Raw genomic sequence first — 21,705 nt, forward strand, 5'->3', positions numbered from 1 at the left:
TCCATCGATGTCAGCATTCTAAGGGCAGCAGCCAAAGCCGGAATATGACAGAGCATCAGGTCTTCATTGGCTCACCGCCATGAGCCTCTGATGTACACCTAATTGCTGTCTGAATGAAAATAGACCGGGCACGGTACCGACATAACCCCTCGGCGCTGAACCCGATCTCCCTGCTCGTCAACGTGGCACCTATGCCTGAGCGCTGATCCAGTCGATAAAGGCCTGGATCTTGGGACACTGGCGATTGGGGAGTGTGGCTAGGTAATACCGCTGCTCGCAGCGCACTTCCTTGCCCGGGAAAGGGGCCACCAGCTCATTGCGCTCCAGCCGCTGGCGCACCAGATTCTGGCGGCCCATGGCCACCCCCGCATGATTCATGGCGGCGATGATGGCCAAGTCGGAGCGATCAAACCCCATGCTCGACTGACAGGACTCGAGGGAGATGCCGGATTGACGGGCCCAGCTCCCCCACTCGTCGGTGTCCGAGTCATGGCCCCAAGCTTGCCTGTCGTGCAGCAAACGGCAGCGTGGCAGATTGTCCGGGTTATTTAGCAGTTGATGCTGCTTCGCATATTCCGGGCTGCACACCGGCACCATGTATTCATCCATCAGCGGATGAATGGCGAGCCGCTCCGGCATCTTGTCATCAAAATAGAGTGTCACGTCGATGCCATAACCGTGCAGGTTGATGTTCTCGTTGCCGGTCATGATGTTGAGATCGATCTGGGGATGCAGGCGGGAGAAATCTGCGAGCCTCGGCACCAGCCAGCACTGGGCGATGGAGGGGCGAGAATAGACGGTCAGGGAGCCTGACAGCTCCTGATGCTTGATCTCCAGGATCTCCTGATTGATGAACTCAAGGGACGACTTGAGCGCCCAGAAGACACGCTGTCCCTCCGCCGTCAGCTCCACCCTGCGATGAAAACGCTGGAACAGCTTGAAACCGAGCTCTTCCTCGAGGGCGCTTATTCTGTGGCTTACCGCACTCGGGCTGAGCGCCAGTTCATCCGCCGCGAGGGCAAAGGAGCAGTGACGGGCCGCCGCCTCGAAGGTGTGCAGCTTGGCGAGCTGATAGCCATTGAGCAGCTTGTTTCTCGGCACATAGTGCTCTTCGGTATACATCCGTCGTCCTCCTCATCGGGCCAGGATCGGCGTCATCATATCCCGACAAGCTCGACTTAGGATGCTTATACCGAATCCAAATCACAAAATCATGGCTAAATGTGATGAATGTGGCAGCTTTGCATCAATCCAGTTCATCCAATACGCCATTTTCATCATTTGTCAGCCCCCCGCCATTTTCGTTCAATAAGTGCCTACATCATCACTCATCATCCATGTCGGGGCGCAGTATGAATTCTGAAGTGTGGGTCGTCGGTACCTTGCTGACTAGCATCATCCTGATCGTCTTCACCATAGTGAAGGGCAAAGTACATCCCTTCCTCGCCCTGCTGCTGGCGAGCTTCTATGTCGGCACCATGATGGGGATGAACCCGGTCAAGATGGTCAATGCCATGGAAGAAGGCATAGGCGGCACCCTGGGCTTTCTCGCCGCCGTCATCGGCCTTGGCACCATACTCGGCAAGATGATGGAGGTATCGGGCGCCGCCGAGCGCATCGGCCTCACCCTGCAAAAGTGCCGCTGGCTGTCACCGGACGTGACCATGGTGCTGGTGGGCCTGGTGTGCGGCATCACCCTGTTTGTCGAGGTGGGCGTAGTGCTGCTCATTCCGCTGGCCTTCTCCATCGCCCGCAAGACCAACACCTCGCTGCTCAGGCTCGCCATCCCGCTCTGCACCGCCCTGATGGCCGTGCACTGCATAGTGCCACCGCACCCGGCCGCGCTCTACGTCACCAACCAGCTGGGGGCCGACATAGGATCCGTCATCGTTTACGGGCTGGCAGTCGGGTTGTTCGCCGCACTGGTCGGTGGCCCCCTGTTCCTGAAATTGCTCGGCAAACGGCTGCCGTTCAAGGGCGTGCCTGCCGCCTTTGCCGATATCGAGGCGCGCGATGAGGCGGATCTTCCCTCCCTTGGCGCCTCTCTCTTCACCGTGCTGCTGCCCATATTGCTGATGCTGACCAAAACGGTGGCTGAGCTCAACATGGCGCAGGATTCCGCCCTCTATACCCTGCTGGAGTTTATCGGCAACCCCATCACCGCCATGTTCATCGCCGCCTTCACCGCCTACTACGTGCTGGGGATCCGCCAGCGCATGAAGATGCAGGGCTTGCTGGACAAGACTGAGGAGTGTTTCTCCTCCATTGCCAATATCTTGCTGATCATCGGGGCCGGTGGTGCCTTCAACGGCGTACTCAAGGCCAGTGGCCTGGGGGACAGCCTGGCCGGCATCCTCTCCCAGCTGGACATGCACCCCATACTGCTGGCCTGGCTGGTCGCCATCATATTGCACGCCGCCGTCGGCTCTGCCACGGTTGCCATGATGGGCGCCACCGCCATCGTCTCCCCCATACTGGTGCACTACCCGCAGATAAGCCCGGAGATCATGACGCTGGCCATCGGCTCAGGCGCCATCGGCTGCACCATGGTGACCGATTCCCTGTTCTGGCTAGTCAAGCAGTACTGCGGCGCCACCCTGAACGAGACACTCAAGTACTACACCAGCGCCACCTTTGTCGCCTCGCTGATGGCGCTGGCCGGTACCTTCCTGCTTTCCTATATCGTATAAACAGACAGAGATATCCCATGAAAAACATCGACATTCAGCAGCTAGTCACGCAATTTCCGCTGGTTCAGAGGTTGATCGATCTCGAGCCTGTGACCTGGTTCAATCCCAATGCCACCTCCCTCGCGGTCGGATTGCCCTATGTGGGACTGGATCAGCACGATGTCACGGACGCCTCCGCCCGTCTTGCCCGCTTCGCCCCCTACCTGTGTGAAGCCTTCCCCGAGACCCGTGCCATGCAGGGCATCCTGGAGTCCGAGATAGCGGCCATTCCCGCCATGCAGGCCACCCTCAATGAGCGTTACGGCGTCGAGGTGACCGGTCGGCTGCTGCTCAAAAAAGACAGCCACCTGCCCATCTCCGGCTCCATCAAGGCCCGTGGCGGCATCTACGAGGTGCTGACCCATGCCGAACAGCTGGCGATCAAGGCCGGCCTGCTGCGAGAAGAAGATGATTACAGCAAGCTGTTCACGGACGAATTCCGCCAGTTCTTCGGCCAATACAGCATCGCGGTGGGCTCGACCGGCAACCTTGGTATGTCCATCGGTATCATGAGCGCCAAGCTCGGCTTCACCGTCACCGTGCACATGTCCGCCGATGCGCGGGAGTGGAAGAAGCGCAAGTTGCGTGAACACGGCGTCATCGTCGTGGAATACGCCGAGGATTACGGCGTCGCGGTGGAGCAGGGGCGCAAGGAGGCCGAGCGCGATCCCAACTGCTTCTTCATCGACGACGAGAACTCCCGCACCCTGTTCCTCGGCTATTCGGTGGCTGGCGAGCGAGTAAAAAAACAGTTCGACGAGATGGGCATCAAGGTGGACGCCGAGCACCCGCTGTTTGTCTACCTGCCCTGCGGGGTGGGCGGCGGCCCGGGCGGGGTGGCCTTTGGCCTCAAACTCGCGTTCGGGGATAACGTCCACTGCTTCTTCGCAGAACCCACCCACTCCCCCTGCATGCTGCTCGGGGTCCACACCGGCCTGCACGATGAGATTGCGGTGCAGGATCTGGGCATAGATAACCTTACCGCCGCCGATGGCCTGGCGGTGGGGCGCGCCTCCGGCTTCGTCGGCCGCGCCATGGAGCGACTGCTGGATGGCTTCTTCACCCTGAGCGATCAGGAGATGTATGACCTGCTGGGGCTGCTGGCCAGAGAGGAACAGATCAGGCTGGAGCCCTCCGCGCTGGCCGGTATGCCGGGCCCCTGGCGAGTGACGGCCGACCGCGCCTGGCAGGCGGCTCAAGGACTGGATGAGACTGCCATGGCCCGGGCCACCCACCTGGTGTGGGCCACCGGTGGCGGCATGGTGCCCGCGGCCGAGATGGAAAAATACCTGGCTACCGCCAACATCTGATCTGCCCGCCTCTCGGTGCAACGCTGCCGGGCATAAAAAATCCGAAACCTCGGCCGGGGTTTCGGATTTTTTGCATATTAGGGGTCACTCAATGCCGCCTCAAACGGGCGACATGAGCGTCAGCACACCGAGACGTCAGACTTTGGGACAGAGGGACGGCGAACTGCCGTCCGACCATCGCATACTGGTATCCGTCGGCAATAGCGGCAGGAAGCGCAGCCCCAGGGTCAGGTTCAGTGGAGGTATGAATCCGGCGAGATCGTAGAGCCCCATCGGCAGCTTGCCCTTGTTGCCGTTCATTGCGGCTTGCTGCGCCGCCAGGCGGGTGTAGCGCAGCCCCAGCATATCGAAATGAGGAGCCCAGTCGACACCGGTCAGCTTGCTGAGGGAGACCAGCATAAAGTCGTTGCCGGGGATGCTTGCCACCGATTTACCGCCATAGACCACATCACCGGAGAAGGGGAACAGACCAAAGCCCAGCTGATCGCGATGAGCGTCCCAGGCGGCGGCATCGGTCGCGTATTTATCAAATATCCGGCCGTGCTGATAGAGCAGGGTGAAGATATCAAAACCATTGCTCAGCGCGGTGCCGTCGGCAAAGGCCATGCCGTTGGCGCGCAGTGCCATCTGGATATAAAACCCCATGCGGTAATCGTTGTGTACCGCATAAGCGTTGCTTTGCCAGGGCGCCGTGTAGCGATCGACGCCAACATCCATGATGCGGCAAGCCGAGCCCAGCACCACCCGATTGCCCGCGGCGTCGGTCACCCCGGCGGCATCTGACATCCAGGCAAAGAAGATCCCCTTGTCAAAGCCATCGCGCCTGAAGGGTAAGCCCGCCGTGTTGCCATCACGCAGGTAATGGGTTCGCCACTGCACCACATAGGGGAAGATGTTGTTGGAGTTTTCACCGGCGCGGCTGCCATAACCCGACCAGCTATGGCGATTGTCATCGCTGACGTATTGCACGTTCAACTTGTTGGTCTGCAGGTTGTGGCCCAGCTCGTGGTTGTCACCCCAGCCGGTGGGCGAGATGTTCCAGCTGGCGTCCCAGGGGTTGCCGCTGCAGCCACTGCCGCATTGGGCGTTCTGGTCATAGTTCGCGTGCTGGATGGTGCGCCTGGTGTTCAGGGTCTCATCGAGGCAATCCTGACCGAAGAGCGCACCGCAGATGGCCTGCACGTCGCCGGGCAGGGATTCGGCCAGCGTCTTGCCCTGGATCTTGAAGCCCGCCAGGGTATAGACGGCGTTGATGTGGTCGCTGGCGATGCTGCGCAGCAGTGCCTTGACGTCCGGCGTGTTGGCATCGATGGCACCGAGGAAGCGATCGCGCCTCAGATGCTGCTCGGCGCCATCGGTGCGCAGATCCACATGGGGGAGTTCGGTATCCCGGATCACCGCTTCGAAGGCGGCAATCTCGGCGTCACTGCTGAAATCCATGATGGTAGGGTGCTTCGCCACCCCCTCAGCTGTCACATCCACTTGCAGGGGGGCGCCACTGCCAGAGAGATAGAGGTAGATGGGGCCACCGTAGGGCGTGGAGAACTGGATACGCTGCCCCTTGCCCAGCGTCAGGCGCTGGGTCGCCAGCTCCAGCGGTGCGCGGTAAACCTTCTGCTCATAGGCCCGGTTGGTATTGGGCCTGTGGTAATTGAGCTTCACCTCGACCGCCACATCGGTACCGTCGTGGCGCGTCAGGGTAATGATCTGGCCCGGCAAGGCGTACCACCCTGTGGTGGTCCACTGATCGGTATAGGGCACCGCAATCTGCTTGCGTTCACTCTGGGTGGCCGGATAGCGGTAATGAGCCTGACGATCCTTCTCCAGCTGGCGGGCGTCGATGACAAACTCCCCCAGATCCGGTTGTGGCTGATTGCTGGTGCGGGCATAGCTCACCAGCCAATCGGCGAACATGGCCTGCTGCCAGGAGGCGGATTCACGCCAGGCGATCGGGTAGTCGATGGCGCTGCGGTACTTGTCGGCCAGCAGCAGGCTGGCCTGCAGCAAGGCGAGCCGGGGATCATCGAACGGATTGCGCCCGGCCCTGTCCAGGCTAATGCTGGCATTGCGCAGCCAATCGGCCCCGCTCTTGAAGGCGGTCGCGAAACCGGCATCGTTGCAGTAGAGGAAGTTGCCGCCGCAGTTATCCAGCACGGCCGTGTCGAAATGCTCCGTTTGCAAGTCAGCCAGCAGATTGTCGACCGCGACCAGCGCGGCATCTTCGGCCTTGATCGCCTGAGCCGTCACCTGGTCAGCCCGCCGCTGTGGCCAGTAGTTGCCCAGCACGTTGAGCCCCATCTCCTGATAGAGCGGGGCCAGCATGGGGCTGGCCTCACGACTGGTGTTGGTCAGGATCAGCGGGATCCCGGCGAGCCTTGCTTGCGCCATGGCGACGGCGATGCCCTCGAAGCCCAGGCGCTGACGGTCAGCGTTGCCGAGGATGATGAGATCCGGCTGATGGGTCTCGATGCAACCGGCGAGCGCGCTGGCATCACAGCTGTTGGCGGCATTGACGCGATAACCTGGATATTGCGTGTTCAACCACCCACGCACCTTCTCGTTATAGGGGAACCAGTAGGTCTCGGCGCCGGGTAGCTGGGCCGTCACCACGCTCAGCCCCTGCACCTCATCCTGGCCCCGGGTCAGCCAGTGGATCAGCTGCCTGAGCAGCTTGTCCGTGCCGGGCGAGGTATCGATCGAGAACAGGCTGGAGGCCATGGCGACCATGCGCTGATCCTGCTCGGACGCCATTACCAGCCCGCCGCTGGTGGGCTTGCCATCCACATCGATGTTGACGGGCAGCACGTTGAAGGTATGAGTCGGCCGGTAGCTGCTGAAACTGACCGAATCGTGGCTGGGGTGCCAGCTGATGTCATCAATCCCTTGATACAGGGTGGTGACGAGGGCGCTGCGCACCCGCTCCCCGTCCGTCATGCTGCTGCGGGCGAAATTGATCAACTCGTCTGCGCTGGCCAGGCGGTGATCCTGCCGCTGCAGGGCCAGTGCCACATTGCTGATAAAGCGGGCCGTCACCACGCAATCCACGCTCATGGCGGCGGTGCTGTATTGCACGCCCTTGAGCACGCCGCCGCAGCCGCTTGCCTCGGCGATCACATGGCCAGGCGCGGGCACCAGGGTGAAGCGGCCCGTCTGGCCGGCAGGTACCACCAGGCTGGCGGGCAGGATCTGCCCCATCCCCTCCACTTTGGCACTGGCGGTGTAAGAGATGCTGGCATCGCCCCCCTGGCCCGTATCGGGATCCGTCGGGTTGGATGGGTTGCCATCTCCCCCTTGTCCCCCATCGGGATGGGTCGGGGTGACGGGGACTTGCTCCACGCCGGAGTCTGTATTTTCGTTCGTTGACTCTTCACCACCACCACAGCCGGCCAGGCACAGGATCGCGCCAGCCAGTACAGAAACTCGTCTCATCAATAACCCTTAACACATTGATTTTTATTAATGTAAATACAGAAGAGCGTCATTGCATCTCAGCTGCCCGCCCTCGATCCAAGTCGCAGGGGCCACTGCACTGCGACGCATGCCGCTGACAAACACCTGACGGCAAAGATGCGACGCAGGGGAGCGTGCACCGTTCGTCGCCCGTGGGGTTCAGCCCTCGGCGATGGGACATGAAGAAAAGTGGCGCGGCTCGCACCATCGGTTTTCACGAAAGAGTCGATCGAAGGGCATCATGGCAACGGCCATCAAGGGCTCAGCGCCACCCCATCCAGGTCAGATTTTTTGGCTTATTACGGGGAATATCTCCCTGGTCAGCCAGGGCACAGTGATTGTGGCGCCGTCATCGTGCAGAACTGGGGGGATCCAAGCGCCGATAGTGCGCAAACAGGGAGGGAAACACACCCAGCCAGAGCCCCTATCTTATCTTTTTTCATCTGCAGGAGCTGCCACCCTGATTGGTTTTTCTCTTCATGGATCAGCAAGATGGCATGTTCTTTGCGCAACGCTTGCCGCCCAGCACTCCCCTCCCCTTGCCGTCAATCCCCCCAAGTTGGTTATTTTGTGATAAGATAGAGGCCGTTTTTTGACATCTGCGCCCCGTTAACGCCCTCATCCGGCGAGATCACTACCCAATCCGGTGATAACAACGAGCAGTCGTGCGCAGCACAACAAGTGACCTGGTTGAGTCAGTTCTGGCCGAGTAGATGGGCCAGACGGGCGACCACCAAGGACACCTTAGATAAGGGGATCGGGCTATGAAACAGTATCAAAGCTGGCTGGGACAATATCTGATGAGCCGTCGCGATGGCGATCACGCCATGGCCTCCGAACTTGCCAACTCCATCTGCGAGTTCTGGCAGGCGCAGGGCGACGAAGCAGAGAGCAGCAAGTGGCAGCAGCTCTACCAACAGCACGTGGAAAAGACCACCTGACGGCAGGTGCACCTTGCAGGCCAGCGGGCCTGCCACTCATAAAAAAACCGGCGCTCATGGCGCCGGTTTTGCTTTTGGCAGATCGGATTACATCTGGTCGACCATGTCCTGGGCGAACTGGGAGCAGGAGCGCAGGGTGGCGCCTTCCATCAGTCGCTCGAAGTCATAGGTGACCGTCTTGTTGGCGATGGCCGCTTCCATCCCCTTGATGATGAGGTCGGCCGCTTCGACCCAGCCCATGTGGCGCAGCATCATCTCGGCGGAGAGGATGAGGGAGCCCGGGTTGACCTTGTCTTGACCGGCATACTTGGGCGCGGTGCCGTGAGTTGCTTCGAACAGGGCCACACCGTCACCGATGTTGGCGCCAGGGGCGATACCGATACCACCGACCTGAGCGGCCAAGGCGTCGGAGATGTAGTCACCGTTCAAGTTCATACAGGCGATGACATCATACTCGGCCGGACGCAGCAGGATCTGTTGCAGGAAGGCGTCGGCGATGACGTCTTTCACGACTATGGTCTTGCCGGTTTTCGGGTTCTTGAAGGAGCACCAGGGGCCGCCGTCAATCAGCTGGGCATCGTACTCTTTCTGGGCCAGGGCGTAGCCCCAATCCTTGAAGGCACCTTCGGTGAACTTCATGATGTTGCCCTTGTGCACCAGGGTCACGGAGTCGCGATCGTTATCGACTGCATACTCGATGGCGGCACGGACCAGACGCTCGGTACCGGCCTTGGACATGGGCTTGATGCCGATGCCGCAAGACTCGGGGAAGCGGATCTTCTTCACGCCCATCTCGTTTTTCAGGAAGGCGATGACTTTCTTCGCTTCGTCGCTGTCAGCCTTCCACTCGATGCCGGCGTAGATGTCTTCGGCGTTCTCGCGGAAGATCACCATGTCGGTCAGATCCGGACGCTTGACCGGGCTCGGGGTCCCTTCGTAGTAACGCACCGGACGCAGGCAGATGTAGAGATCCAGCTCCTGGCGCAGGGCCACGTTCAGGGAGCGAATACCGCCACCGACCGGAGTGGTCAGCGGGCCCTTGATGGCCACGCAGTATTCACGAATGAAATCCAGGGTTTCGGCCGGCAGCCAGGCACCTTCGCCATAGACATGAGTCGATTTCTCGCCGGTATAGATCTCCATCCAGGCGATCTTGCGTTCGCCTTTGTAGGCTTTCTCGACCGCGGCATTCACCACATTCAACATGGCCGGGGTCACGTCCACACCGATGCCATCCCCTTCGATAAACGGGATGATCGGGTTGTGGGGAACCTTCAGCTTGCCATTGGCATCGACTGTGATTTTCTGACCCTGGGTCGGGATAACTACTTTGCTTTCCATCGGCATCTCCTAACGTCCTTTTGTTATCAATCTGATCGTTACGCGCGGCCATCTTAGCCCATCCATTTTCATAATCAAATGGCGAGCGTGCATGTCCGACCATAGTCGAGTACTGGATCACAGTGCGCTTCGGCTGCACCAGATTGGCGCATGTCGGCATCCTTCAACGCCACGCCTGGCGATGTTTCCATGACCGGTTTTTTCACTCCAGCAGCGACTCCGTCTGCCCTTGGGGCTGACTCAGGGAGCGGTACTGGGAGGGGGTCAGCCCGGTCTTCTGTTTGAACACCCGGCAAAAATAGTTCACATCCGCGTAACCACAGCGGCTCGCCACCTCTTCCAGCCGGAAGCGGTACTTTTTCAGCATGAATTTGGCCCTGTCGATCCGCACCCAGCTGATGTAATCGGCCAGGCGCATGTGGCCCTGCTCGCGAAACAGGTGGGAGAGATGGCTGGCCGAGACGTTGAAGCGGTGGGCGATGGAGTCGCGACTGATGGGGCGGTGAAAATTCTCCTGAATATAGATGCAGATCCCGTGAAACAAGTCCGCTCCCCTCGGCCGCTCGGCGGCGGACTCCGCCAGCAGCTGGCGCGCACTGGTGAGCAGCGCCTGCAGCAGGTGGTTGTCGGTGGGGGAGCGGCCGGGATCCTCGGCCAGCACGTTGAGCGCCGCCAGAATGTGTTCGATCACATGGCCGGCTCGCGCCATGATGCTGTGCTTTTGCACGTCGAAAAAATCGGGGTCCTCACGGCGCTTGCTCACCAGGCTAAAGCCGAGCTGACGCTTGCCAAACAGCAGGCTCAGCACCGAACAGTCGGTGGTCCATTGCGGTTTGTTCCAGCCGTTGGGCGGGATGTAGAGCGCCTGACCGGGCTGCACGCTCACCTGTTTGCAACCCGACTCCTTGTCCCAGATCTGGTTGAGGTATTCGCCGCTGAACACCAGCTCGAGGCGGGGAAAGTTGACCTGATAGCTGAAACCTGGCGGCACACCCTGCTCGCTGGCAAACCAGATCTGCTCAAAAGGGACCTGTTCGTGGAGGGCGCCGTCGAGCAGCTGGCTGAAAATGAGTGACATGATGATCCCAGTCAAGAGAGAAGCAAGCGATTGCGATGGCCGCAACCGCCCATGTTATAGTCCGGCTCGGAGTGTCAATTCCACCCTTTTATTCAAACAAGACCGAGGCGTCCCTTATGAGCAGTAGCGATCTGCCCTCCTTTCTGTTGATGAAAAACCCGATCCAGGGCTACGACTGGGGCAGCCATGACGCCCTCACCCGCCTGTTTGGCATCCCCAACCCGGATAACAAGCCCCAGGCCGAGCTGTGGATGGGTGCCCATCCCAACGGCTGCTCCGAAGTGAGCCTGGCCGGCAGTGCCCAGAAGCTCTCTGCCGTTATCGATGCAGCCCCTGCCGCCACCCTGGGGGAAGCCACCGTCGCCCGTTTTGCCAGCCTGCCGTTCCTGTTCAAGGTACTGTGTGCCGAGAAAGCGCTCTCCATCCAGGTGCACCCGAGCAAGGCCCAGGCCGAAGTCGGCTTTGCCAAGGAAGAAGCCACCGGCATCCCTCTCAAGGCGGGCAATCGCAACTATAAAGACCCGAACCACAAGCCGGAGCTGGTGTTCGCCCTCACTCCCTATCAGGCGATGAACGGTTTTCGCGCCATCCCCGCCATCCTGGCACTGTTCGGTCGGGTCAATGTACCAGCCCTCTGTGACCTGGTTGAGGCTCTTGCCGCCAACCAGCACGAGGCGGGACTGCAACACTTCTTCCACCAGCTGCTGATCCTGGAAGGGGCGCGCAAGGATGAGGCACTGGCGGGCCTGCTGGCCTATGCCGCCGCGCATCAGGATGAGGAGACCTTCGCGCTGATTTGCTCACTCGCCGCCCAATACCCCGGTGATGTGGGACTGTTCTCACCGCTGCTGCTGAACGTAGTGACGCTGCAACCAGGCCAGGCTATGTTCCTCGATGCCTGCACACCCCACGCCTATGTGCGCGGCACCGGCCTCGAGATCATGGCCAACTCCGACAACGTGCTGCGCGCCGGGCTCACCCCCAAATACATCGATGTGGCAGAGCTCTTGGACTGCACCCGCTGTGTGGCCAAACCGGATGATCAGATCCTGCTCAGCCCCCGTCTCGAGGGTGCAGTGCAGCACTTCGATGTACCGGTACCGGACTTCACCTTCAGCGTCTATCCGGCGGGGGAACACAACCTCACCACCGCCAGCGCCGAGATCCTGTTTGCCATCGACGGTCCCGTTGTGCTCAAACGGGGTGACGAGACGCTGCGCCTGGCGTTGGGGCAATCGGCCTTCGTCCCCGCCGCCACCGGCCGCTATCAGCTGCTGGCCGAAGGCCGGGTCGCCCGCGCCGGCAACCGCAGCTAAGGCCGGATGCAAGGCAGTGACATGCCAAACACATAAAAAACGAGGGCCATCCATGATGGCCCTCGTCGTATCTGCTCTGCACCACTTTGCACCGCCTTATGGCGCAGAATAAGGCACGCCCTGCGCCCATCTGGACTGCCAATGCGCCAGGTATTGGCGAGCGACGTCCGGCATGCCGTGCAGGACGACCAGGTTCTCCGAGTTGAGCGTCTCAGCGGAGGGGGCGAAGTTGAAGGAGCCGGTCTCAACCGTGCTGTCATCGACGATGATCGTCTTGTCGTGATGAAGGTGGAAGCGATCGTTGGTGCGCAGCGCCACCCCGCCGCGGGTTGCCTCTTTCATGGCCGCCCTGCTCGCCTTGCCTTGATTGCGCTGCTTGTCGACCACCACCTGCACCTCGACCCCCCGTTGTTTCGCCGCCACCAGCGCCTCTACTATATCGGGCGCCTGGAAGGCATAGGCCAGCATGCGGATGTGGTGCCTGGCGCTCCCTATGGTGGCCAGCACCAGGGCGCGGGCCGAGCCTTCCGGCGAGAAACCGACCTGCACGCTGGGGGCTGAATTGGCCATAAGCGGCAGACAGAGCAGGATCGCCGCCGTGGCGTGTCGAACACTCTTCATCATGTACCTCGATGAGCGAAGCCGGGCTCGCTTACCTATTGATGATCGTTGTCACTATCCCGATTGGCCTGCCAATGTGCGCCTCCTTGCCACCGCTGGCAAGGCCGCCAAACGGCAAATAGAAGCGGTAGGGGAAGCAAGCGCGGCCTACGCCGTCCAGCTGGGGCTGTTGCACGCCAGAGGCCTCGGCGCCTTTGACGGGAACCGGTCACATGGTAGGATTTCCCGTCAGGCAGGGTCCCTTCTGGCAGCCCGGCCCCCTTGTCAAAGCCGCCGCCCACTGCAAACGGGCCAGACTGAAGCCCCATTGGCACGACCTCCATGCCGGCTCCCAGCACCAAGATTCCCATGGGTCATTTCTTGACTCCGTCGGCCGCTCTTCTTACCGAGACAGCCAGCAAGCAAACTGCCGCGCGCCCAACTTCTGGCGGTGGCACATTTTTGAAATGGAGCCTCTTTGTGATGGCAGATAACAACTGGCTGGCGCCTGTCTGGACGCTGTTTCAACAACAACCCCTGGCACAAGGCATCGGCCTCGCGGCCATGCTGGTTGGCATCAGCGCCTTCCGGCAGCGGGACGACGGCCGTTTTCGACTGCGGCTATGCCTCTATCAGGGGGCCATCGCCCTTCACTTCTTGCTGATGGGGGCCAGCACGGCGGCTCTCAGCGCAGGCCTCAGCTGCGCTCGCACCGTCGCCTCCGGGCACACCCGCAGTCCCTGGGTCATGCTGTTCTTCCTGCTGCTGGTCTGGGCCCTCGGCATTCCGGGGATAAACAGCCCGGTGCAATGGCTGCCCATCATCGGCACCACCATCGGCACCTGGGGGCTGTTTCGCGCCAAGGGCATAGTGCTGCGACTGTCCATGCTGGCGGGCGGGTTGTGCTGGACCAGTCACAACATCCTGATCGGCTCCATCGGTGGCAGCCTGATTGAGGTCAGCTTCCTGTTTATCAACTGCCACACCATGTACCGCATGTGGCGACAACCACTACCAGCATCAAATTGAGCAGTCACTAACTCCAATATTGATATTGAAATCAATATTTAACACTGCGACAGGAAGGGTAAGTCGTGAAATAAAGAACCCCCAGCGTCCTGTCGGGCGCTGGGGGTTTGATTTGTCTGCTGACCGATGGCCATCACAGGGTGGCCGTCGGCGGGCTAGTGTTCTGCCGTTTCCGGCTGGGACTCTTCTGAACGTTCCCGTTCCCGTTGCAGTTCATCGACTCGGGCCTGCCATTTGTCGTGGGCCTGTTTCTGGCCTTGTGACTCAAACTCCTGGCGCATGGTGTCGATCTCTTGGTCAAGTTTTTCCATCAGGATGTCTCCTTACATCTCGGGTTACACACTGGCTGACGGCACTGTTGGCCAACCTGCTCCCTTGATTGGACACCAATCCCGCCTCCCTTGTCCAACCAAATAAACGATTGATTATGCAAAAACCAATCTAAAAAATGATGTGGGGTTTCTTGTGAGGCCACCCAAAACACCCTCAAAGCGTTGAAAAAAATCATCTCAAAAATCACAAATAACAGATTATTATCAATCACTTGACTTAACCATGGCGACCTCATGACCTTGGTTGCAGATGACTTGTGACTATGCACGTTTTTTTCACTCAATCCTACCTCGCCTCCTCTTGCTCCTTGCGGGCGGGTGTCATGACCCCGCCCAGCCTCCATTTTGCCAAATGGCTCACATTTTAAGGGGAGACTGAGGCGCACAAATCTCCATTCAGGTTGAACGGCCAATATTGGCAAATCCACTCGTCGCGGTTTCACCCATAACATCTATGAGATTAACTAATTGTTTTTAAATACATTTATTAAAACCAGGTCAGGTTAACACCCATCAAGCGAAATGCGAGCAGGGTCACAGGCCGAAGGCATTGACACAAAACTCCAGTAAAGGGCACATATCTCCGATTTCGGTGAGGCACCGTTGGACGAAACAATAGCGGGGTCAATCGTTTTCTCCATCCAAACATCACCTCACCAGGGCTCGCAGGAGCCAGGAGACACCAATGCTCACCTCGTTGATAGATGAAGGACTGATCTGCCTCGACATCGCGGCCAAAGACAAGCAGGGGCTGTTTGTCGAACTGGCTGCCCGGCTGAAATCGAGCGGCAAGATAAGCAATCAGGATCAGTTCGTGCGCGATCTCTGGGCGCGGGAAAATCTCGACAGCACCGGCTTCGAACAGGGTGTCGCCCTGCCTCACGCCAAGAGCGAGGCAGTGATCCAGCCCGCCATCGTGATTGGCATCAGCCAGCAAGGCATCGACTTTGGTGCCGAGGATGGCCTTCCCTCCAAGCTGTTCTTCATGATTGCCTCCCCCGCAGGCGGTGCCAATCACCATATCGAGGTGCTGGCCGAACTCTCCACCAAGCTGCTGGAACCCGGCTTCATCCCGCAGATGCAGGCGGCGCGCAGCAAGGCCGAGGTACTCAGCCTGCTGACCAGCGCTCAATCCGGCACCCGGCCACAGGCAAAAACCCAGACCTCATCCCAGCCGCCAGAGCCGCAGGCACGCGGCATCAAGGCCCAGCTCGGCACCCTCAAGCAGCACCTGCTGTTTGGCACCTCTCACATGATCCCCTTTATCGTCGCGGGGGGCGTACTGCTGTCGCTGTCTGTCATGATGAGCGGCAAGGGCGCGGTGCCCGAGGCCGGCGTGCTCAAGGACATGGCCGACATGGGGATCGCGGGGCTGACCCTGTTTACCGCCGTGCTCGGCGGCTACATCGCCTACTCCATGGCGGACAAGCCGGGCCTGGCGCCCGGCATGATCGGCTCCTGGATAGCGGTGCAGCAGTTTCACACCGGTTTTCTCGGTGCCATTTTGGTGGGCTTTATCGCCGGGCTGATCGTCAATCAGCTCAAACGCATCAAACTACCGGACTCCATGAGTTCGCTCGGCTCCATCTTCATCTATCCGCTGATCGGCACCTTCCTGGTGTGTGGCATCGTCATGTGGGTCATAGGTGCGCCCATCGCCGCCATGATGGAAGGGATGAACCATTGGCTCTCCAGCATGGCGGGCTCCGGCAAGGTGATGCTGGGCGCCATCCTGGGTGGCATGACGGCGTTTGACATGGGAGGCCCGGTCAACAAGGTCGCGACCCTGTTCGCCCAGACCCAGGTCAACACTCAGCCCTGGCTGATGGGCGGCGTCGGCATCGCCATCTGCGTGCCGCCCCTTGGCATGGCGCTGGCCACCCTGCTCTCGCCCCGTCGCTACAAGAAGGAAGAGCGTGAAGCAGGCAAAGCCGCCGCCATCATGGGCATGATCGGCATCAGCGAGGGGGCCATCCCGTTCGCCGCCGCCGATCCGGTGCGGGTCATCCCGGCCATAGTCGCGGGCGGTATCGTCGGCAACATCACCGGCTTCATGATGCACAGCATCAACCACGCCCCCTGGGGCGGCTGGATAGTGTTACCGGTAGTGGAAGGCAAGATGGGCTATATCCTCGGCACCGTGCTCGGCGCCTTGACCACGGCCCTTATCGTCAACGCGCTGAAAAAACCGGTGACCGAGGAGGACGAAGTGACCGTTGCCAACACCGACTACCAGGCCATCGAAGCGGAAGGGGAAGCTGACGTGCTCGCCATCACCGCCTGCCCCTCCGGCGTGGCCCACACCTTCCTCGCCGCCAAGAGCCTGCAAAAGGCGGCGGCCAAGGCGGGCATCAAGCTCAAAGTGGAGACCCAAGGCGCCAACGGCATCATCAACCGCATCACGGCAAAGGACGTGGCCAACGCCCGCTGCGTCATCCTGGCCCACGACGTGGCCATCAAGAACCGAGAACGCTTCGCTAATATCGAAATAATCGATGTTAAGACCAAGGATGCTATCCATAATCCAGATGGATTACTGGCCCGTACCCAGGCTGGCAGCAGCAAGGTGGCCTGATAAACCGCATCACATTGAGATAAAAAAGGGGCCCTCCGGCCCCTTTTGTCTTGCCGCAATCCCGGCATCAGTCTCTGTGTTATTCGCGGCTCCCTTCGCAGGCCGCTGCTACGGCTTGAGCAAGGTATCGAGCTCACCGATCACCATGGTGCCCCGACCTCCCGTCATCTTGTGGAAGTTGGTACCTTGGGACGGATTGTCTGTGCGCACCAGCAGGGTGGCGCCATCGTTGTAGTTTTTGATCTCGCTGGCGGTGAGCGCTCTGTTCGACAGGATCAGCAGCAGCACCCGAAACTGCTTCTGCGCGTCGGCTGCCGTCGGCACCCTGGGCTTCTGATCCGCCGGGATGAGCCCATAGGCGTCGAGGCTGGCCGGATCTGTCATTTCGGATGCGTCCATGAGCCCCATCAGATAGAGCTCGATGTCGGCGTAATTGGCGCTCACATCGTTCAGCTGTCCCTGGATCCCAAGCTCGGCGCCCCAGTGGCCGGGATAGCTGCTCGGCACCACCCAGTTCGCCCAGCGGTGGGTCATCTCGTGCAAGATGGGCCCGTAGGTCGAGGTCGACAGGTACTTCTTCTTGTAGAGGAAGGAGATGCCTTGCAACTTGCCGGCCGAGTGAAACGCCGCCGTGTTGTCAAACATCCCAAGACCGATGCCCGTCACGTCGTTCTTGACGTGGCTGTACTCACCGGTGGGCATGCCTGGCGGCACGGCGTCGTTGTTCATCAGCACGGTGATGAAGTCAAATTCGTCCTGAAACTGCCCATAAACCCGCTCGGTCAGCGCCTTGAGTGCGACCTGCCCCTCGGGGGAGTTGATGGTAGTGCGGTTCCAGAACCCAAACTCCTCGGCACTGAGCGGCAAGGAGGCGATCTGTTTGCGCAGCGGCTCAATGAGGATGGCATCCGGCGGCGTGACGGTGAGCGGCGCCGCCACGCTGGACAGGCCTGCCATCTCGGCGCTGATAAGCGCAATACCCTCGCTCAGACCGGTGGCTTCCCCGCGACTGCCGGCGGCATTGCTGACTGCCGCCACCTCGGGCGCATCGGAGCGCCAGCTGATGGCTGCGTCCTGGGTCACATCCTGGGTCGCTCCATCCGAGAGGGTCGCCATGGCCTGAAATTGCTGCTTGGCCCCCAGGGAAACGGCGGCACTTGGCGGGGTGATGGTGAGGTTGATCAGCACGGCCGACGAGATGGTTACCGGCGCCGACGCCGTGAATGGCGTGCCCTCGACAGTGCCGCTCGCCATGATGGTGGCGCTTCCCTCCGCCAGTCCCCTGACCATCCCCTTGCTGCCAGCAAGGCTGCTGACACTCGCAATCTCGGGATGGCTGCTGCGCCATTGGATGAGGGGGTTATCGGTGACGTCGAGCGACGTCCCATCAGACAGATACGCCGTGGCGGTGAATGGCTGCTCCAATCCCACCGGAACCAGGCTGTTAATGGGTTGCACCTCGAGCCGAATGACGACCACCGAGCTCACCTTGAGCGGCTCGGTAGCACTCAGTGGCACCTCGTTGAAGGTACCGCTCGCCTCTATGGTAGCGCTCCCCTGTGCCAATCCGGTGGCCAGCCCGGTCTCGCTGATACTCGCCACCTCAGGGGCGCTGCTGCTCCAGCCAAGGCCCTCATGGCGGGTCACCTCAATGGGCTCGCTGCCATCAGACAGGCTGGCAAAGGCATGCAGTTGCGCAGTCAGCCCCATCGGCAACGGATCTTGCGGGGCCTGGATATGCAGCCCGGTGACCATCGCCTCGGTCACCGCCAGCGGGGCCGAGGCCGCGAACGACGAGCCATTGGCGCTGCCCATAGCGTCGATGGTCGTGCTGCCGACCGCCACCCCAGTGGCGATCCCCTGCTTGCCGGCCTCATTGCCAACCGTGGCGATCCCCTCGTCCTGACTGCGCCAGCTCAGAGCCGAGGCAGTGGTCACATCCCGCGTCTGACCATCAGAGAAGGTGGCGCTGGCCACGAATGGTTGACTCAGTCCCACCGGCACCTTGGCATTGGCCGGCGTCAGCTGCAACGCGGTCACGTAGACATCGGTCACCTCCACCCTGGCGGTGGCGCTGTATGGCTCACCGTTGGCGGTGCCGGTCGTGGTGATGAGCGCCGTCCCCGGGCTGATGCCCTTGGCCAGCCCATCGTCATCTATGGTGACCACGGCGCTGTCGCTGCTGCTCCAGGCGATGTTGGGGTGCGGCGTCACATCCTGCACCATGCCGTCATCCCAAACGGCCATGACCTGAAACTGCTGCTCGAAGCCGACGGGCACCCTGGCATCCCCCGGGCTTATCTGCAGCGCAGAGAGCTGACGTCCCTCATTGGTTGAGTCGTCATCGTCACTACCACACCCCAGCAGCGCCAACGCCGCCACGCCCGCCATCAAGTACTTAGCCAACTTCATTGTCCACTCTCCCTCATCTTTCCATGCCCGGTTCACCCAAGGTGAGCCGGGGCCATCCGGCACGGTGGCTATTTGAACCTGGCGCGGAGTAGAGCAATGAGACCCGCCACCGTCCATCAAAAGTCACGGCGCAGACAGCCAGGGTTAAGAAAGGAGATAAGGACAGACCAGTTAACGGCCAAGGCCACGCCCTGGTGGCGTTTTCACCCAGGCGCTCAAATGACGAAGGCCCTCATGGGCCTCGGTCATGGGCGGGAACAGACCGCCACATCACAACGCCAGCTGGGTGATGCTCATGCCAATACTCATGCGATCGCCGTGCGCCAACAGCCGCAGACCGGGGTGACCCGCCAAGTGGTGCGCATTGGCGGCGTGGCTCTGGGGCTCAAGGCAGACAAAGCCACACTCCTCGTTGGGCTGATAGAGCATCAGGAAGGCAGCGTCACTCGCCAGGAGCAAGCGCCGTTGCTGCGCCGGGTGCGCGAGCTCGGCCTGACCACGCCAACCACCGTAACAGTGATTGAGCCAACCGTGCGGGCGCTGCCAGTGCCGAAAGTCGAGGTTCGGCGCGAGCCTGCTGCTCCAGGCCGTCGGCAGATGATCCGCCCCCTCCTGCCAGACGCCACTCGCCAGAAAGCGGATCTGCGTCTGGGTGTCGCGCCAGAAGAAGGGGTGGAATCCTGCGCCATAGAGACAGGGCAACGCCCCCAAATGGGTCAAGCTGATACGCGCAAGTAGGCTTCGCTCGCTCAGCCGGTAGTCGATGTCGGCCAGATAGTGAAAAGGGCCGTTGTGGCTGGTGAGTTGCAGCGTTACCGAGCTGCCGCTCTGCGCCACCGTCTGCCAGGGCTGGGACCAGCCTTCACCGTGCAGGAAGAACACGGGATCCAGCTCGCTCTCTGGCAATCGGTATTGCTCACCCCATAACTCGAAGCCATTGCCCGCCACCCGATTGGCCAGCGGCAACATGGGAAACAACGCACTCTGCCCCGGATGCCACGGGGTAGTGGTATCCGTTTCCCGCAGGATGGGACGTCCCTCGCTATCCTCCAACCCTAGCAGGCAGGCTCCTTGCGAAGAGACCCGCATCCGAAGATGCGGGTTGCTCAAGGTATGAACCGTCATGCGGAGGTGCTCGTCTTGTTCGGAGTCAGCTCCACCTTGCCCCGGGCCAGCTGTGCTTCCAGTGCCTCCAGAGTGACGCCCTTGGTCTCTGGCACCTTGCGGTAGATGAAGACGAGACCGGCGAAGCAGATTAGGCCGTAGAGCAGGAAGCTACCCGCCGCCCCCAGCCCGGCGTTGAGCAGCGGGAAGGTATAGGTCAGCACGAAGCAGGCGATCCACAGCGCCAGGGTACCGGCCGACATAGCCAGACCGCGCACCCGGTTCGGGAAAATCTCGGAGAGCAGCACCCAGGTGACCGGCGCCAGGGTCAGGGCATAGATGGCGATAGCCGCCAGCACCAGCAACAGTACCGGCATTCCCAGCACGTCGTTCGCATAGGCTGCCGCGATCAGGCCATAGATGAGCGTGAGGCCGGCGGAGCCTATCAGCATCAGCTTGCGGCGACCTATCTTGTCCACCATGGGCAGCGCAATCAGGGTAAACAGCAGGTTGATGAGGCCGGTCGCGACGATGGACTTCAGGGTGCTGTTGATGTCAAAGCCGGCGGAGGCGAAGATCTCCTGCGCGTAGTTGAAGATGACGTTGATGCCGCACCACTGCTGGAACACCGCCAGTACTATCCCGATGATGAGGATGGGGCGCACCGAGGGCTTGCCGAGTTCGGCAAGGGAAACCTTGTGCGTCTCCCCCACCAGGGTCTGGCGGATCTCGGCCAGGGTCTGACTGGCATAGGCATCGCCGCCAATCTTGCTCAGCATGCGGGAGGCCTGCTCATACTGGCCATCTTTGGCCAACCAGCGGGGGGACTCCGGCACGAAGAACATCAGCACCAGGAACGCCAGGGCGGGTATCAGCTCGGCCCCGAACATCCAGCGCCAGCCGGACTGGCCGTTCCAGGTTGCCAGGATATCGGCCTGGGTCGCTTGGCTCGCGACGGGATCGGCGATCATCAGGTTCACCAACTGGGCGGCCAGCACGCCGATGACGATGGTGAGCTGGTTAATGGCCACAAACTTGCCACGTTTGTCGGCGGGACTTATCTCGGCGATATACATGGGCGAGAGCGCCGAGGCCAGACCGATACCTATGCCGCCGATGATGCGATAAACCACAAAGAGGTCGAAGTCGCTCGCCAGGGCGGTGCCCCAGGCGGAAACGGTGAACAGGACGGCGGCCAGGATCAGCGGCTTCTTGCGGCCGTAGCGATCGGAAGACCAGCCGGAGATGGCGGCGCCCAGCACGCAGCCCACCAGCGCCGAGCTCATGGCCCAGCCGGATTGGGAAGGATCCGTGATGCCGAAGTAGGCCTCGTAGAACGGCTTGGCTCCGCCTATCACCACCCAGTCATAACCGAACAACAGGCCACCGCAGGCTGCCACCAGGCAGATCATCCATATGTAGCTCATGTTGAGCCTGTTGCTATCTAATTGATGTTGTGTGTGTTCCATGACGCTATCTCTCTATCAA

15 protein-coding genes are annotated in these 21,705 nt (G+C 60.8%); 6 read left to right on the plus strand and 9 right to left on the minus strand.

Features of this window, described 5'->3' with window-relative positions; all coding sequences use genetic code 11:
- Nucleotides 1–189: 189 nt before the first annotated feature.
- On the minus strand, nucleotides 190–1,122 hold the full coding sequence (gene dsdC / locus BN1137_RS03010; RefSeq protein ID WP_050717190.1) for a DNA-binding transcriptional regulator DsdC: 933 nt from the start codon (nucleotides 1,120–1,122) through the stop codon (nucleotides 190–192).
- Between the two features lie 230 nt (nucleotides 1,123–1,352).
- On the opposite strand from dsdC, the gene dsdX reads away from it, so the two are divergent.
- On the plus strand, nucleotides 1,353–2,690 hold the full coding sequence (gene dsdX / locus BN1137_RS03015) for a D-serine transporter DsdX (protein ID WP_050717191.1): 1,338 nt from the start codon (nucleotides 1,353–1,355) through the stop codon (nucleotides 2,688–2,690).
- Between the two features lie 17 nt (nucleotides 2,691–2,707).
- A complete protein-coding gene (locus BN1137_RS03020; protein WP_050717192.1) occupies nucleotides 2,708–4,039 on the plus strand; it encodes a D-serine ammonia-lyase in 1,332 nt (443 codons plus the stop codon).
- A 135-nt stretch (nucleotides 4,040–4,174) separates the two neighbouring features.
- Here BN1137_RS03020 and BN1137_RS03025 read toward each other — a convergent pair whose 3' ends face one another.
- Entirely contained in the window at nucleotides 4,175–7,468 is a 3,294-nt protein-coding gene (locus BN1137_RS03025; RefSeq protein WP_050717193.1) for an ImpA family metalloprotease, read from the minus strand.
- A gap of 785 nt (nucleotides 7,469–8,253) precedes the next feature.
- Between BN1137_RS03025 and BN1137_RS22250 the strand changes: the two genes are divergently transcribed.
- On the plus strand, nucleotides 8,254–8,430 hold the full coding sequence (locus tag BN1137_RS22250; RefSeq protein WP_106886258.1) for a hypothetical protein: 177 nt from the start codon (nucleotides 8,254–8,256) through the stop codon (nucleotides 8,428–8,430).
- 87 nt (nucleotides 8,431–8,517) lie between these two features.
- On the opposite strand, the gene icd is transcribed toward BN1137_RS22250, so the two are convergent.
- A complete protein-coding gene (icd, locus tag BN1137_RS03030) occupies nucleotides 8,518–9,771 on the minus strand; it encodes an NADP-dependent isocitrate dehydrogenase (protein WP_050717194.1) in 1,254 nt (417 codons plus the stop codon).
- A 202-nt stretch (nucleotides 9,772–9,973) separates the two neighbouring features.
- Nucleotides 9,974–10,849 carry a helix-turn-helix transcriptional regulator gene (locus BN1137_RS03035; RefSeq protein WP_050717195.1) on the minus strand — a complete coding sequence of 292 codons (876 nt, stop codon included), beginning with the start codon at nucleotides 10,847–10,849 and terminating at the stop codon, nucleotides 9,974–9,976.
- A gap of 116 nt (nucleotides 10,850–10,965) precedes the next feature.
- On the opposite strand from BN1137_RS03035, the gene manA reads away from it, so the two are divergent.
- The gene (gene manA, locus BN1137_RS03040; protein ID WP_050717196.1) at nucleotides 10,966–12,165 is read left to right on the plus strand and encodes a mannose-6-phosphate isomerase, class I; all 1,200 of its coding nucleotides are present in this window, start codon (nucleotides 10,966–10,968) and stop codon (nucleotides 12,163–12,165) included.
- A 96-nt stretch (nucleotides 12,166–12,261) separates the two neighbouring features.
- Here the strand turns inward: manA and BN1137_RS03045 are convergent, their stop codons facing one another.
- Nucleotides 12,262–12,786, minus strand: coding sequence for a phospholipase D family nuclease (locus BN1137_RS03045; protein ID WP_050717197.1), 525 nt, complete (start codon nucleotides 12,784–12,786; stop codon nucleotides 12,262–12,264).
- Between the two features lie 462 nt (nucleotides 12,787–13,248).
- Between BN1137_RS03045 and BN1137_RS03050 the strand changes: the two genes are divergently transcribed.
- Entirely contained in the window at nucleotides 13,249–13,794 is a 546-nt protein-coding gene (locus tag BN1137_RS03050; RefSeq protein WP_050717198.1) for a YgjV family protein, read from the plus strand.
- 155 nt (nucleotides 13,795–13,949) lie between these two features.
- On the opposite strand, the gene BN1137_RS22255 is transcribed toward BN1137_RS03050, so the two are convergent.
- Nucleotides 13,950–14,105: a hypothetical protein gene (locus BN1137_RS22255; protein WP_157433605.1), complete on the minus strand. Its 156-nt coding sequence runs from the start codon at nucleotides 14,103–14,105 to the stop codon at nucleotides 13,950–13,952.
- A gap of 706 nt (nucleotides 14,106–14,811) precedes the next feature.
- Between BN1137_RS22255 and BN1137_RS03055 the strand changes: the two genes are divergently transcribed.
- Nucleotides 14,812–16,701, plus strand: a complete 1,890-nt coding sequence (locus tag BN1137_RS03055; RefSeq protein ID WP_050717199.1) for a PTS fructose transporter subunit EIIC — start codon at nucleotides 14,812–14,814, stop codon at nucleotides 16,699–16,701.
- Nucleotides 16,702–16,809: 108 nt separating this feature from the next.
- Here the strand turns inward: BN1137_RS03055 and BN1137_RS03060 are convergent, their stop codons facing one another.
- The 3 genes from BN1137_RS03060 to BN1137_RS03070 all read right to left on the minus strand — a co-directional run bounded on the left by BN1137_RS03060 (nucleotide 16,810) and on the right by BN1137_RS03070 (nucleotide 21,686).
- The gene (locus tag BN1137_RS03060; protein WP_050717200.1) at nucleotides 16,810–19,113 is read right to left on the minus strand and encodes an Ig-like domain-containing protein; all 2,304 of its coding nucleotides are present in this window, start codon (nucleotides 19,111–19,113) and stop codon (nucleotides 16,810–16,812) included.
- Between the two features lie 270 nt (nucleotides 19,114–19,383).
- Nucleotides 19,384–20,238, minus strand: a complete 855-nt coding sequence (locus BN1137_RS03065; protein WP_083443342.1) for an aldose 1-epimerase — start codon at nucleotides 20,236–20,238, stop codon at nucleotides 19,384–19,386.
- A complete protein-coding gene (locus tag BN1137_RS03070; protein ID WP_050717202.1) occupies nucleotides 20,235–21,686 on the minus strand; it encodes a sugar porter family MFS transporter in 1,452 nt (483 codons plus the stop codon). Before BN1137_RS03070 ends, BN1137_RS03065 begins: the two co-directional genes overlap by 4 nt.
- Between the last annotated feature and the right edge of the window lie 19 nt (nucleotides 21,687–21,705).

It is taken from the genome of Aeromonas tecta, assembly GCF_000820185.1.
Lineage (GTDB): Bacteria > Pseudomonadota > Gammaproteobacteria > Enterobacterales > Aeromonadaceae > Aeromonas > Aeromonas tecta.